The 14314-nt window shown below is 74.2% G+C and carries 12 protein-coding genes; 2 read left to right on the forward strand and 10 right to left on the reverse strand.

The window, feature by feature from the left end; genetic code table 11:
• Positions 1-4: 4 nt before the first annotated feature.
• The 4 genes from QA634_RS11595 to QA634_RS11610 all read right to left on the reverse strand — a co-directional run bounded on the left by QA634_RS11595 (position 5) and on the right by QA634_RS11610 (position 4407).
• Positions 5-1036 carry a Gfo/Idh/MocA family protein gene (locus QA634_RS11595; protein ID WP_012332157.1) on the reverse strand — a complete coding sequence of 344 codons (1032 nt, stop codon included), beginning with the start codon at positions 1034-1036 and terminating at the stop codon, positions 5-7.
• Positions 1036-2208 carry a class I SAM-dependent methyltransferase gene (locus tag QA634_RS11600; RefSeq protein WP_012332158.1) on the reverse strand — a complete coding sequence of 391 codons (1173 nt, stop codon included), beginning with the start codon at positions 2206-2208 and terminating at the stop codon, positions 1036-1038. Before QA634_RS11600 ends, QA634_RS11595 begins: the two co-directional genes overlap by 1 nt.
• Before the next feature lie 88 nt (positions 2209-2296).
• The gene (locus QA634_RS11605) at positions 2297-3214 is read right to left on the reverse strand and encodes a hypothetical protein (protein WP_012332159.1); all 918 of its coding nucleotides are present in this window, start codon (positions 3212-3214) and stop codon (positions 2297-2299) included.
• A gap of 2 nt (positions 3215-3216) precedes the next feature.
• Positions 3217-4407 carry an inositol-3-phosphate synthase gene (locus tag QA634_RS11610; protein WP_012332160.1) on the reverse strand — a complete coding sequence of 397 codons (1191 nt, stop codon included), beginning with the start codon at positions 4405-4407 and terminating at the stop codon, positions 3217-3219.
• A gap of 342 nt (positions 4408-4749) precedes the next feature.
• Between QA634_RS11610 and QA634_RS11615 the strand changes: the two genes are divergently transcribed.
• Positions 4750-5913: a transglycosylase SLT domain-containing protein gene (locus QA634_RS11615; protein ID WP_012332161.1), complete on the forward strand. Its 1164-nt coding sequence runs from the start codon at positions 4750-4752 to the stop codon at positions 5911-5913.
• Between the two features lie 113 nt (positions 5914-6026).
• Here the strand turns inward: QA634_RS11615 and QA634_RS11620 are convergent, their stop codons facing one another.
• Together QA634_RS11620 and QA634_RS11625 are read right to left on the reverse strand one after the other, a co-directional pair.
• The gene (locus tag QA634_RS11620; protein WP_012332162.1) at positions 6027-7763 is read right to left on the reverse strand and encodes an adenylate/guanylate cyclase domain-containing protein; all 1737 of its coding nucleotides are present in this window, start codon (positions 7761-7763) and stop codon (positions 6027-6029) included.
• A gap of 163 nt (positions 7764-7926) precedes the next feature.
• Complete coding sequence (locus tag QA634_RS11625; RefSeq protein ID WP_012332163.1) at positions 7927-8877, reverse strand: cation diffusion facilitator family transporter; 951 nt, start codon at positions 8875-8877, stop codon at positions 7927-7929.
• Between the two features lie 457 nt (positions 8878-9334).
• Between QA634_RS11625 and QA634_RS11630 the strand changes: the two genes are divergently transcribed.
• Positions 9335-9958: an HdeD family acid-resistance protein gene (locus QA634_RS11630; RefSeq protein WP_012332164.1), complete on the forward strand. Its 624-nt coding sequence runs from the start codon at positions 9335-9337 to the stop codon at positions 9956-9958.
• 57 nt (positions 9959-10015) lie between these two features.
• On the opposite strand, the gene QA634_RS11635 is transcribed toward QA634_RS11630, so the two are convergent.
• From QA634_RS11635 to QA634_RS11650, 4 genes are all read right to left on the reverse strand, one after another.
• On the reverse strand, positions 10016-10957 hold the full coding sequence (locus QA634_RS11635) for an ROK family protein (protein ID WP_012332165.1): 942 nt from the start codon (positions 10955-10957) through the stop codon (positions 10016-10018).
• Entirely contained in the window at positions 10954-12306 is a 1353-nt protein-coding gene (locus QA634_RS11640) for a dicarboxylate/amino acid:cation symporter (RefSeq protein WP_012332166.1), read from the reverse strand. The genes QA634_RS11635 and QA634_RS11640 overlap by 4 nt, the downstream gene beginning before the upstream one ends.
• Positions 12307-12712: 406 nt before the next feature.
• The gene (locus QA634_RS11645) at positions 12713-13513 is read right to left on the reverse strand and encodes a hypothetical protein (protein ID WP_012332167.1); all 801 of its coding nucleotides are present in this window, start codon (positions 13511-13513) and stop codon (positions 12713-12715) included.
• A gap of 163 nt (positions 13514-13676) precedes the next feature.
• The gene (locus QA634_RS11650) at positions 13677-14282 is read right to left on the reverse strand and encodes a TetR/AcrR family transcriptional regulator (RefSeq protein WP_012332168.1); all 606 of its coding nucleotides are present in this window, start codon (positions 14280-14282) and stop codon (positions 13677-13679) included.
• Positions 14283-14314: the final 32 nt, after the last annotated feature.

A 14314-nucleotide genomic window follows, 5' to 3' on the forward strand; every position in this document is an offset into this window, starting at 1 on the left:
GCGGTCAGGCGGCCGCGTCCGGGGCGGCGGGGGCCGCCGCGTAGGCGCGGGTGATGAGGCGCATGGTGTGGAGGTCGCGGGCGACCGACCACGCGGCCCGCTCGGACGGGTCGCGCAGGGCCCGGCCGAAGGCGCGCACCTGCTCCAGGAAGGGCGAGGCCGCCTCGTCGAAGGCGAGCGGGGTGCGCGCGCCGGTCCGGCCGTCCGTGAGCGTCACCCGGCCGCCGGCCTCCTGGCCCATCGTGTTCTCGGCGGTGACGAGCCCGGCCGTGCCGGAGACCTCCAGGCGGCGGCGCGGCAGCGCCTCCGGGTAATTGTAGGCGACGTGCAGGCTCGCCAGGACGCCCGAGCCCGTGCGCCCGATCAGGAGCGCGCCGTCATCGACCGCGTAGGCCTGCGCGCGGGCCTGGGTCAGGGCCGCGATCTCGACCAGGGGCTCGCCGAGCAGGAACTCGGCGAGATCGAGCCCGTGGGGCGCGAGGTCCATCAGCGCCCCGCCGCCCGCCTGGGCCGGGTCGATGCGCCAGTTCGCCTGGCCGGGCAGCGAGGTCCAGGCCCGGTCGAGCCAGCAGGCGTAGACGATGCGCAGGGCCGTCACGGTGCCGATCCGGCCGGCCCGGATCGCCTCCCGCAGCACCCGGTGGCCGGGATGGTGGCGCTGGTCGAAGGCCGTCCCGTACAGGATCCCGGTGCGGGCGACGCAGGCCGCCATCGCCTCCGCGTCCGCGAGCGTCGCGGCCATGGGCTTCTCGCACAGCACTGCCTTGCCGGCCCCCGCCAGGGCCTCGACGGCGCCGCGATGCAGGTGGTTCGGCGTCGCCACGTAGACGGCCTCGACCTCGGGCGCCGCGAGGAGGCCGTCCAGGGAGGCGTGGCTGCGCGCGCCGGCCCGCTCGGCGGCGGCGCGGGATTCCGGGTGGAGGTCGCAGACCGCCACGAGGCGGTGGCCGGCCCGGGCGATGGCCGGGGCCATGAAGTCGCGGGCGACCCAGCCGTAGCCGACGATGCCCCAGCCGACGGGCCGCGCGCTCGCCATCACCAGCGCTCCGGCAGGGACACGAACTCGCGCCGCCGCGCCCGCTCGGCGAGGGCGGGCCCGGCCTCGACCGCCTCGGGCCCGGGCGAGCGCGGCGGGTAGGTCGCGCGGGGACCGTACTCGGCCTCGTAGCGGGCGGAGGGCCACGCGATGGCGTAGCCGCCCGCGGAATCGGGCCCGTAGAGGGGATTGAGGACGAGGCGGGTGCCGTCGGGCGGCAGGGTCAGACCGTCGACGAGCGCCCGCGGCGCCGGCCGCATGCCCGGCCCGCAGACGACCGAGAACGCCTCGGCATGGTCGAGTTCGGAGGGGGCGGCCGGGACGGGGGCGCGGGCCTCGACCAGGGCGCGGGTGAGTTCCGCGTCGTCGTAGACGAGGCCGTCCGGAAACAGCTCCTCGATCTCGGCGGACGAGACCGCGTGCCCGGCCGAGAAGCCCGCGCGGGCGCTGTTGTGGATGTGGCCGAGGGCGAGCCAGCCCTCCTCGCCCGCATTCCTGCGCAGGCAGCCGAGGATCGCGGCCTTCCGCTCCAGGAAGTAGAAGGCGTCCTGGCACAGCACGAGGTCGGCCGGCGCCCCCTCGACCGGCCAGTGCGGCGAGCCGGCATCGAAGCAGACCAGCTGCGCGCGCTGCCCGACGACCCAGTGGCGGGCGACCCAGAGCTTGGCGAAGACGACGTCGCCGCCGGAGACGCGAAGTCCCCGGCCCTGAAGCTCGCGCAGGTAGTGGCCGATGCCGCAGGCGAGTTCGAAGGCGCAGACCGGGGCGTTCCAATGGGCTTCGAGCAGGGCGAGGCCCGCGAGGAAGGTCGGGTCCGTCCAGCGATGCACGAAGTAATCCCCGACCCGGCCCCAGCCGAGCCTCGCCACCGCCTCGCGCAGGGTGACGTATTTCAGGTCGCGCACGAGGTCGCGCAGCGCGGCCGGGTCCGGCCGCGGGCCGGTCCACCACGCGTCCTGGTCGGCGAGGAGGAGTTCGAGCGCGTGGCCCGGCGCGCCGCGGTCGAGGTGGCCGAGCGCCTCGCGGGCGAGGTCGTCGCGCCCGGTCCGCAGGAAGGGGATGCCGTCGACCACCGGCCAGCGCGGCCCGTTGCGCCCCTCGCGCAGGGAATGGGGCGTGTCGGGATGGAGCGTCTCGCCGGTGCGCGGCGAGAGGAGACCGAAGGGGATCACGCGGCAGCTCCGATGCGCGGGGTATCGGAGACCGACATGGGAGCCTGCGGGGGGAGATCCAGCGGGGCGGCCGGCAGGTCGGCGCGCATCACGGCAGCCGCATCGCCGCGAGGACGCGGTCGTGGAAGCCCTTCACCGGGCCCTCATGCACCAGTGCCATCTCGCCCAGCACGTCGTCCATGCCGAGCGAGGCGGCCCGCAGGTGCTGGGCGATCTGCAGGACGCGGTCGATCACGTCGGCGGCGTGGAAGGCGCGGCCCTCCGCGGTGCCGTCGTCCGGCAGGATCCGCCGGGCCCGCTCGACCCGGGCGCGCAGGCCCGGCTCGAGCTCCTCCAGGGCGTGGGCGCTGCTGCGGGCGATCACCCCGTCGAGGTGCGGGCCGAGCAGCACCTCGCCGGTGAAGCCGGAATCCGGCATCAGCGCGTTGTGGAGGTGGTGGGCCAGGGCCGCCACGAACACCGTGGCCGGATCGGCCCCGTAGAAGGGGCTGAGCACCACGCCGTAGATGGCCACCATCAGGCAGTGCTCGGCGTGGTTCTCCGGCGGTTCCAGGACGATGCGGGGCCGGCCCGGGCAGGTCACGCCCGCGCGCGGCTGCGCGGCGAGGAGCCCGACGAAGCCCGGCAGCGGCCCGGCCGGCACCTCCTCCGCGCCCAGGAGGGCGCGCCGCAGCGCGTCGCGCAGGGCGGGATCGAGGTCGCGCGCGACCTCGTCGAAGGCGCGCCCGAGCACCTCGCCCGCCTCGCCCGGGGCCAAGCCCAGCGCCGCCAGGAAGACCGCGTCGAGGTCGCCGAGGCGGGCGGCGGCGAGCGCCGTCGCCGTCACCTGGAGGGCGACGCCCTCGGCCTCGGCGCCCCCGCAGAGGGCGCCCCAGCTCTGGGCGAAGAGCCGCTCGGCGATCGAGCCGCGGCGGCCGGCCGAGCGCACCCGCTTGAGGTCGTTGAGTTCGACCAGGAGCGGGCGCAGCGGCGCCGGCGCCGCGGCCTCGGTGGGGCCCGCCGCCATGCTCAGTGCACGCCGAGCCAGTCGGCCAGCATCCGCTCCTGCACGCCGAAAGCGTGTTCCGGCCCGTGGCCGTTCCTCACCATCGGGGCCTTGAAGAACAGCGAGAGCTGCTCCTGCACGCCGCCGTCGCCGCGCTTCTTGGCGAGGTCGAGCACCCGGGCGATCTCGATCACCAGCGGCGCCGCCAGGATCGAGTCCTTGCACAGGAAGTTGATCTTGATCTGCATCTTCTGGCCGAGAAAGCCGGTGACGTCGATGTTGTCCCAGGCCTCCTTGTCGTCGCCGCGCGGCCGGTAGTAGTGAATGTGGACGAGGTGGTCCTCGACCGGGTAGCCGAGGATCGAATCGAGCACGGTGCCCTTGGTATTGAGCTTCGACTGCAACGAGGACGGATCGTTGAGGGCGAGGCCGTCGCGGTTGCCGAGGATGTTGGTGGAGAACCAGCCGTCGACGTGGAGGGCGCGCGCCTTGAGGGCCGGGGCCAGCACGGTCTTCATCATGGTCTGCCCGGTCTTGCCGTCCTTGCCGGCGACCGGGACGTTCAACTCGCGGGCGAGGTCGATCAGGGCCGGCACGTCGGCCGCGACGCTCGGGGTGAAGTTGGCGTAGGGGATGCCGTTCTTGATCGCCGCGTAGGCGTAGAGCATGGCGGGGCTGATCGCCTCGTCGCTCTCGTCGAGGCCGCGCTCGAACGCCGCCCGCGAGTTGAGGCTCGGGGCCGTGAGGTCGGGCCAGCGCTCGGTCGAGGCGAGGTTCACCACCACCACCTCGTCCACGCCCGCCTCCTTGCGGAAGCGCCGGAGGTCCTCGGCGATGGCCGTCACCGCCTCGCGGTGATCCTTGGCGACGATGCGGTTCTGCCCGTCGATGTTCTTGCAGAACTTGGCGCTGCCGACCGCCGGCCAGGGCCGCATCGTGTTGAGCACCTGGGCGCCGTTCTCCAGGTCCTGCTTGGTCAGGACCCCGTGGGTGCTCGCCGCGGCGCCGAGGTCGTCGCCGTTCAGGTCCCAGCCGCCGAACACCAGATCCTTGTAGCCGACCATCCCGGCAACCGCTTTGCCCGCAAGGGGCAGCCCATCGAGCCGGTTCGACCCGGACTTGATCATCTCGATGCCGGCGATGGCGGTGGTGGCGACGGCCCCACCCATGCCAACGAAAGCGACGCCGACGCGGCGACCGGTCTGCATGCTCATCGGACAGGGACTTCCTTCTGGTGAGGCGCGCGAACGGCGAGGTGTGAGGACGTCGGCGAGGGCTTGGCGTGACGACGCATGCCGTTCGGCGTGGCCCCGGGAAATGCGCGAGGAAATGCTTGGTTCCCGACAGGGTTGCGCGTTTTTTTCTCGCGCACGCGGGGCCGCCCGCCGCATTTCGGCCGAATCCGTGACCGGCCAGGACCTTACCGCGCCGCAAAATGACCCCCGGCGTTAACGCCACGCTGTCCCATTCTGGACACTTCGGGCCGTCAGACGTGCCGGCCCTGACGAAGCAAGGCGCGGCCGCGCGAGTGGCCGGGCGGTACTGAAGGCGAGGACATGGGGGTTTTCCCGGAGCCGGCGCGCCGCGCCGACGACGCGCACCGACTCGTGCCCGAGATTGGGGTCGACGACGAGGCCGCCATCCGGTGGCTGGTGCCGCTGAGCGCCAGAATGGCGGGGGCCGGGGGCGCCGTCCCGGCGACCGGGCGGCGCCCGGCGACCGGGCCGCGCTCCGCTGGCCGCGCCGGACGCTCGCTCTCCTCGCGGGTGCTCACCGCCCTGACGGTCGGGCTCGCCCTCGCGGCCGGGCTGCCGCGCGACGCGCTGGCACCCGCCGCCGCCGCGCACGACCGCGTCGACCCGAAGGCGGCGCGCCATTCCGCCCTGCCGCCGATGGCCGCCGGCGAGTGGCGCGGCCTGCCCCTGCCGCAGGAGAGCCCGAGCACCGCGGAGCTGATCCAGCTCGACCTCGATCGGCTCGCCGCCGAGGCCGGGGAGGAGGACACGGTCGCCTTCGACGGGCTGCGCGTGCCCCGGAGCCTCGTGGAGACGATCCTGCGCGCCGCCAAGGAGACGGACGTCGATCCGGTCTACCTGATGGCGCTCGCCGACAAGGAATCGAGTTTCCGGCCGCAGGCCCAGGCGGCGACCTCCTCGGCGGAGGGGCTGTTCCAGTTCCTGACCGGCACCTGGCTGGAATTGCTGCGCAGCTTCGGCCCGCAGCACGGCTACGGCGAGGAGGCGAGCCTCATCGAGCGCCGGGGCGGCCTCCTGACCGTGCCGGACGCCGCCGCCCGGCGGCGGATCCTGGCCCTGCGCCGGGATCCCTACGCGGCGAGCCTGATGGCCGGCGAGATGATGAAGCGCGACCGCGCGCGCATCGAGCAGCGGCTCGGGCGCGACCTCAAGCGCACGGAATGCTACGTGGCGCATCTGCTCGGCGCCGCCAGCGCCAGCCGCTTCATGCAACTCACCATGGAGAAGCCCGATCAGCCGGCGCCGCGCCTGTTCCGCGCCGCCGCCCGGGCCAATCGCAGCCTGTTCTTCGAGCGGCGGGGAAAGACGACGCGCAGCCTCACGGTGGCCGAAGTCTACGAGCGACTCGACCTCATGATCGATCGGCGCCTCGACCGTTTCCAGTCGGCCGCGGCCCTGGCGGAGCGCATCGACACCCGTCGCCCGGGCGACGCGCTGCCCGCCGAGGTGATGCTGGTTCCGTGAGACTCCCGACGAAGCTGTCCCGCGGAACCTGTCGGCCGCGGGGCGGTTGAGGCGCGCGGCACTGCGTTGATAATTCGTCCCGCGCCGGTCGGTTCCGCCGGCCGGCGGGATTTTCATCCCGGCAAGCGCTCAGTCAGCCCGGAAGCCCGCGGCACGTAGAGGACGTCGAGGGGGCGTCCGCTGCCGCGGATGTCGGTGGTCTCGATCCTGAGCCCGTCGAGGGCGAGGCCCGCCCGGCGGGCGGCGTCGCAGGAGGCGGCGAGCTGCACGTCCGCGGCCTTGGCGAGGGTTTCGAGGCGGCTCGCGATGTTGACCGCCGGTCCGATCGCCGACATCGGCCGGTTCTCCCCGTAGCCGAGCCGTCCGAGCACCAGCGGGCCGGCATGCAGCCCCATGGCGACCCGCAGGGAGGCGGGCAGCTCCGCGGCGATCTGACCGTTCAGCCGCTCCACCGCCCCGTCGATCTCGGCCGCCGCCGCGAAGGCGGCCCGGCAGGCTGCGTCGATCCCCTCCGGATGGGTGAAGAGCGCGAGCAGCCCGTCCCCCGCGTAGCCGCCGATCCAGCCGCCCCGCGCCACGACCGGCTGCCCGGCCGCCTCGAAGAAGCGGTTGAGGATGTAGACGACGTCGAAGGCGAATTTCCGCTCGGCGAGCGGCGTGAAGCCGCGCACGTCCACGAACAGGATCGCGACCTCGCGCTCGACGCCGGCGAGGTCGGGGTCGCCGAGGAGCGCGTCGGCGCGGTCCTGGCGGCGCGGGCGCAGGATGCGCATCACGGTGAGGTCGCCGCGCACCCGCGCCTGGCAGGCGAGGCGCACGCCGGGCGGCGCGCCGATCGCCGCCAGCGTCGCGGCCTCGTCGGGGTTCGGCGGCGCCAGCCGGTGGGCGCCCTCGGTGACCAGCACGCGGCAGGTCGAGCAGCGCCCGCGCCCGCCGCAGACCGCCACGTGCGGGATGCGGTTGGCGCGGCTGACCTCGAGGAGCGTGGCGCCGTCGAGGGCCCGCACCGCCGGGCCGTCGAGATACGTCACGGTGATCCGCCGCGCCCGCCACGCCGCCGCGACGCGCAGGGCTCCGGCCGCGAGGGCGAGGCCGGCGAGGGCGTAGAACCCCGCCCGGACCGGTCCGCCGATCGCCGCCAGCGCCTCGGGCGGGCTCCGGCGCGGCCAGCGGGCCGCGAGATCGGGCGCGTCGAAGCGCGCGGCGGCGGCGAGGTCGCGCTCCATCAGCTCGCCCTGCACGGCGATGCCGGCCGCCGCGGCGAGCGGCAGGATCAGCGCCGCCACGCCCAGCGCCGGGGCGACGCGCCGGTAGCGCGGCGACAGGCGCAGCCAATGGTGAAGCCCGAGGCAGCCATGCCCCCAGACCAGCGCGAGCAGGGCGGCCTGGTGCGGGATCGCGTCCGGCCACAGGCGGGCGATGACCGCCGGGTAGCCGGTGTCGAGGCCGTAGAGCAGGTTGGCGACCCGGGTCCCGACGATGTGCGGCAGCAGGAAGAACGGGATGGCGAGGCCGAGCGCGACCTGGCCCGCTTCCCAGGCCGGCATGCGCAGGCTGCGGCGGGCGGCGAGGCGGGCGAGGGCGAGGCCGGCATGCACGACGAGCGCGGCGGCGAGGATCCCCGTCCCGGGGGCCGAGCGGGTGACGGCGACCCGCCAGCGCGCGAAGCCGACCATGGCCTCGAGGCCGGCGAGCCCGAGCGCGTGGTTGAGGAAGTGCGTCCCCGCGAAGGCGAAGAGCACGAGGCCGGAGGCGAGCCGCAGCCGCTGCACGAGGGAGCCGCGCCACAGGCCCGCCGGCGCGGCGGGCGCGCGGCCGTCCGGCCGGGCGGCGGGAATGACGGGAGCCATGGGCGATCTTCGCTCGGCGCAAGCGTGGCCTTCGCGACCCAAGTGGGGATCGCTGGGCGCGAGGGAAGGGTGGAAGGTCCCCCGCCACGTCCTGGTCGGTCGCGGCGCCCCGGTCTTCCCTCTCCCGGACCGGGGCCGGCGCCGCGGCCGAGGGTCCGCCCCGTCACGCCGCCCCGACGGTCCGCGTTGCCTGCCGCGCCTCCTCGGCGCCGTCCTCCTCCCGCAGGTCGAGGAGCAGTTCCACGCCCGGCAGCGCGCGGCCGATCGCGGCCCGAAGCTCGCGCACGGCGCGGCGGATCGCCTCCGTGCCGAGCGAGCGGTCGAGGTCGAGGGAGACGGCGAGGAGCACCGTCGTCGTCCCGAGATGCAGGCTGCGCACCCGCGACACGCCGATCACCCGCGGGTCGGCGCGCAGGATCGCGGTCGCCTGCTCGATCAGCCGCGGCGAGGCGCTCTCGCCGGTGAGCAGGCTGCGGGTCTCGCGGAACAGCACGAAGGCGGTCGCGATCAGGAGCAGGCCGATCGCCACCGAGGCGACCCCGTCGCCCGGCGGCCAGCCGAGCCAGGACACCGCGACGCTGCCCGCCAGCGCGAAGGCGAGGCCGATCAGCGCCGCGCCGTCCTCCAGCACCACCGCGAAGGTGCTCGGATCCTTGCTGCGGGCGACCGCGCGCCACAGGGGCAGCCGCGCGAAGCGCTGCCGCATCTCCCGCCACGCGGTGCGGAACGACAATCCCTCGAAGAAGGCCGCCGCCGCGATCACCGCGACGTTGACCCAGGCCGAGTCGATCGGCTCCGGATGGCGGATCTTCTCGATGCCCTCGTAGATCGCGAAGGCGCCTCCGGCCGAGAAGATCATCAGGGCGACCACGAAGGACCAGAAGTAGAGTTCGAGACCGTGCCCGAAATTGTGGCTGTCGTCGGCCGGCCGCGCGGCCCGGCGCATCCCGTAGAGCAGCAGCCCCTGGTTGCCGGTGTCGACGAAGGAATGCACCGCCTCGGTGACCATCGCGCTCGATCCGGTGTAGAGCGCGGCCGCGAACTTGGTCGCCGCGATGGCGAGGTTGCCCGCGAGGGCGGCGTAGACGACGAAGCGCGATCCGGACTGGTTCACGGGGGGGCCTCCTCGGGCCCCAACGCCCGGGGCCGGCCTCAGTGCCCGGCGGCCGACGCGTCGAGGTCCTGCCCGCCGCGGCGCTCCGCCCGGGATCGACCATCCAGCATGTCTGATCCGGGATCCGCTTGCTCGAAGCGGTTCCCGGATCCCAAGCCCGCGCGGCGCCTGAGCGCGGCGCCTGAGCGAAGCCGGCATCCGCATGGCCGAAATCGGAGATGGCGAAGCAATCAACCGGATGTCGGATGACTTCCATGGTGCGGCCGGATACGCGGCCGTCGCACGGGCCCGCCTCGGGCAGCACAATCAGCCTTTCGGCGGCGAGGTTCCGCAGGGGCGAATGCGCGCAGGTCTTGATCCCGGGCGCCGCGACGGAACGCGGCGCGCCCGCTCGCGTTCAGCAGCAGGGGGGTGCGGCCGAGCTTGCCGGCGCCCCGGCGCCGTCCGGAGATTGCAGATGACCAGCGGACCTTCCGTTCCCACCGCCGGGACGCCGCCCGACCGCCTCGCCGCCATGAGCGCGGTGCTCGCCCGAAACTGGTGGCTGCTCGCCCTGCGCGGCGCCTTCGCGATCCTGTTCGGGATCGTCGCGCTCGTCTCGCCCTTCGCGACGCTGCTGACCCTGGTGGTCTTCTTCTCCGCCTACATGCTGGTCGACGGGATCGCCGGCATCGTGGCGGCGGTGCGCGCCGCCGAGCGGCACGAGCGCTGGGGCTTCCTCCTGGCCGAGGGGCTGCTCAACATCCTGGTCGGCATCGTGGCCTTCCTGATGCCGGGCAGCGCGCTCCTGGCCTTCGTCTACCTGACGGCGGCCTGGGCGCTGGTGACCGGTGCCCTGATGATCGCGGCGGCGTTCCGGCTGAACCTCGACCACGGGCGCTGGTGGCTGGTGCTCGGCGGCCTGTGCTCGGTCCTGTTCGGGATCGCGCTCCTCGTGAACCCGGTCGTGTCGCTCGTGGTGCTGACCTACTGGATGGCCGGCTACGCGATCGCCTTCGGGGCGCTCATGCTGGTCCTGGCCTTCCGCCTGCGCAGCCGGAACAATCCGGCCCTGCCGCCCGGCGCCGGGCGGCCGGCGTGAGGGGGGACGGATCGGAGTTCGGGCGGTGATCGCGGGCCGGTCCGGCAGCGCCGGACCTCACGGCGCCGAGATTCCCGCGCCGGCGGCATCCTTCCACAGCCACGCCGCCCCGCGCACGCCCGAGGCGTCGCCGTAGCGGCTGCGGCGGATCGGGGTGGTGAGCGTGTCCGAGACGACGTGCGGCGCCACCGCCTCGATCAACCCCGGATAGACTTCCTCGACGGTGGAGAGCCCGCCCCCGAGCACGATCACGTCCGGATCGAGCACGTTGATCACCGAGGCGAGGCCGCGGGCGAGGCGCTCGCGCCAGCGCGCGAAGCTCGCCGCGGCGCGCGGGGCGCCCGCCCGCATCGCCGCGACGATCGCCTCGCCGGTCAGGACCTCGCCCGTCACCCGCGCGTGGTCGGCCGCGAGGGCCGGCCCGGAGATCCAGGCCTCGATGCAGCCGGCGCGGCCGCAATAGCAGGGCGGCCCCGGCAATTCGTCCGGGCGGGGCGCCGGCAGGGGATTGTGGCCCCATTCCCCGGCGATGCGGTTGCGGCCGGCGAGCGCCCGGCCGTTCACCGCGATGCCGGAGCCGACCCCCGTGCCGAGGATCACGCCCCAGACCACCTCCGCCCCGGCTCCGGCCCCGTCCACCGCCTCCGAGACCGCGAGGCAATTGGCGTCGTTCTCGATCCGCACCGGCCGGCCGAGCCGCTGCTCCAGGTCGGCCAGGAAGGGGCGGCCATTGAGCCAGGTCGAGTTGGCGTTCTTAATCAGGCCCGTCGCCGGCGAGACCGCTCCCGGGATGCCGAGGCCGACGCTGCCGCGCCCGCCGGCCTCGGCCTCCAGCGCGGCCACGAGGTCGGCCATCGCCCGCAGCGAGGCCTCGTAGTCGCCCCGCGGCGTCGGCACGCGCCGCTGCGCCCGCACCCGGCCGGCGGGATCGAGGGCGACGCCCGCGATCTTGGTCCCGCCGACGTCGAGGCCGATCAGGAGCGGCGGAGCCTCGCTCACGGGGAGACCGGGACCGGCTTCTCGTCCGAGATCTCGGTGCCGATCGCGACCGGGTGGGCCATGACCTGGCGCAGCTTGACCGGATCGAGCTCACCCTCCCAGCGGCTCACCACGATGGTGGCGACGCCGTTGCCGACGAGGTTGGTCAGCGCGCGGCACTCCGACATGAACTTGTCGATGCCGAGGATCAGCGCCATGGCGGCGACCGGGACCGGGTTGCCGGGGATCGCCGCAAGCGTCGCCGCCAGGGTGACGAAGCCGGCGCCGGTCACGCCCGAGGCCCCCTTCGAGGTCAGCATCGCCACCAGGATGATAGTGGCGTACTGGCCGAAGCTCAGGTCCGCGCCGACCGCCTGCGCCAGGAACAGCGTGGCCAGCGTCATGTAGATGTTGGTGCCGTCGAGGTTGAAGGAATAGCCGGTCGGGATGACCAGGCCGACGACCGAGTCCGAGGCGCCGAGCCGCCTCATCTTCTGCATCATGTGCGGCAGCACCGTCTCGGACGACGAGGTGCCCAGCACGATCAGCAATTCGTCCTTGATGTAGGCGAGGAAGCGCAGGATCGAGAAGCCGGCGAACCGCGCGATCAGGCCGAGCACCACCAGAACGAAGAGCAGGCTGGTCAGGTAGAAGGTGCCGACGAGGCCGGCGAGGTTGCCGAGCTTGCCGATGCCGTACTGGCCGATGGTGAAGGCCATGGCGCCGAAGGCGCCGATCGGCGCGAGCTTCACGATGAGGCCGATGATGCGGAAGAAGATCTCGCCCGCCACGTCGATCGCGTGGGTGACGCCCTTGGCCCGATCGCCGAGCCCGGTCACCACCACGCCGGTCAGGATCGCCACCAGCAGCACCTGCAGCAGGTCGCCCGACGCGAAGGCGTCGAAGAAGCTCTTCGGGATGATCGCCATCAGGTGGGCGACGGCGGAGTCGTCGGCCGCCTTCTTCGCGTAGCCCGCCACCGCGCTCGCGTCGAGCTTGGCCGCGTCGGCCCCGAACCCGGCGCCGGGCTGGATCAGCTCGCCCACCAGCACCCCGATCAGCAGCGCCACCGTCGACACCACCTCGAAGTAGAGCAGCGCCTTGAGGCCGACGCGGCCGACCTTCTTGAGGTCGCCGATCGACGCGATGCCGTGCACGATCGTGCAGAAGATGACGGGCGCGATCATCATCTTGATGAGCGCGATGAAAGCGTCGCCGAGCCACTTCATCGACTTGGCGGTGTCGGGGGCGACGTAGCCGAGGAGCACGCCGAGCGCGATCGCGATCAGCACCTGGATGTAGAGCACGCGGTACCAGGGCTGGTGCGACGAGGTCGGGGCTGCGGCGGCGGGAGCGGCGGGGGGCTGCATCGGTCTCTCTCCCTCAGGACATGTGGGGCGGCTCGGGCGACCGCCTCCGGAATGCATCGGGACCGAAGGAAGGAGACCGGTCCGGCGGGGCCTGTCCTCTTCCCGGGCGGGCCCCGTCCGGGCGGAACCTGACCCGGATCTGCACCCCCGCGCAGGCGGAGGCAAGACGCGGGGATGGGCTCATCGGTGAATCGGCCGACGGAATCGATCACACAACGTCGCCGGGGAGAAGCCTCGTCTATCCGCGCGCCGCGACGTCTCGGGCTTCACGCGTCCGGCGAAGGTAATGGCCGCGGTGACGCGGGCCGATGCGACGCCGTCCCGGACCGCGGACGGGAGCGCCGCCGTCCTGGACGGCGCCCCGCGCGCCGGCCCGGAGGGACCCGGGTCGCGCTCCGCCGGACGCTCAGCTCGGCTGCGGGTTGCGCCGCGGGCGGACCGTCCAGCGCTCCAGGGGCATCCCCTCGTCGCGCCCGCCTTCTCCCGGGACGGAGGCCCCGAGGGCCTGCGAGAGGCTCTCGATCACGTCGTCGATGCGCGCCTCGGCCGGCTCGCCCTGCGCCTCCGGCGCGGGCGGGGCGGGCGCCGCCTCCGGGGCGGGGCGGGTCGCCAGCCGGCGCAGGGCATTCGCGACCGAGTTCGCCTCCTCCGGGCGGCCCGCGCCGAAACGGCCGAAGCCGTAGCGGTGCTCCACGAGGTCGAGCACCGCCTCCAGGGCGGCGTTGCTGAGCGGAACTTCCCCCGGCTGCGGGGGGCCCTGCAGCGCGATGCCCGGCCCCAGATAGGCGGGATCCGCCGTGACCTCCGGCCCGAACCAGGGCGGAGGCGCGAAGCCCGCCGCCTCGTCGGGGGCGTCGAAGGCGACCGAGACGAGATCGAGGCCGCCCGGCGCCACGTAGCGGTCGACCAGGGCGTCGCGCCCGGTCCCGAGGGCCACCACGGTGCGGTCGTAGGCGACCTTGCCGGCGCACACGTCGAGGAGCGCGTCGCCGTGGGCCCGCGGCACCTCCGTCCGCTCCTCCGCCGAGGTCCCGGCCCCGTCGCTGGTCACCAGGACGAGGTGGCACTGCCCGCCATCGACCCGCACGAACGAGGTGCGACCCGCCTGGGGCGGGAAGTAGCCCTCGGTGACGCGGGTCGCGCCACGCTCCTTCCGGATCAGCCGGACCAGGGACGAGGCTACCAGGAAACGCCGCGCGAGGCTCATGGCCGCAACTCCACTCCTACCGGGCCGGTTCGCCGGCTCAATCGCCCCGGTCCTACCCGAACCGGGCGGCCGCTCCAACAGCGACCGGCGGAGATTGCACGCAGGAGGCGACGGACGGGCGGCCGCCCCGGACGCCGCGGGGCAGATCTTCGGCGCGCGCGCCTCAGCCCGCGAGGCTCGCCGCGACCAGCGCGTCGGCGGTCCGGGTCAGGCTGCGGGCCGGGCCGCCCGCCCCGAAGATCTGCCCCGCGGCGAAGGCGCCCTCGATCAGCAGCAGCAGGCCGTCCGCCAGGACGTCCGGTTGGCGGGCGCCGAGGTCGCGGGCGACCGCCTCCAGCCGCGCGCGGAGCGCCCGCTTGCTCGCCAGCGCCGCCCGCCGCGCCGGATGATCCGGCTCGGGATGCTCGATCACCGCGTTCGACAGCCCGCAGCCGCGGTAATCCGGCCGGGCCGTGCGGTCGGCGAGGTCGGCCAGGAAGGCCATCAACCCCGCCCGCGCATCCCCCGGATGGGCGGCCAGCGCCGTGTCGAGGCGCCGCGCGAAGGCCGCCGCGAAGTCTTCCAGGCAGGCGACCGCGAGCGCGTCCTTCGACGCGAAGCCGCGATAGAGGCTGGGCTTGGTCACGCCGGCCCGCGCCACGATCTCGTCGACCCCGACCGCCCGGATGCCGCGCCGGTAGAACAGGTCGCGGGCCGCCGCCCGGATGCGGTCCCCGGCCCGCACCGGGGCGCCGTCCTCGCCGCCGCCCGCGACACCCTGGCTTGCCATCGCTGCCTCTTGCCTTTGCGCCCAGTGATGTT

It is taken from the genome of Methylobacterium sp. CB376 (assembly GCF_029714205.1).
Taxonomy (GTDB): Bacteria; Pseudomonadota; Alphaproteobacteria; order Rhizobiales; family Beijerinckiaceae; genus Methylobacterium.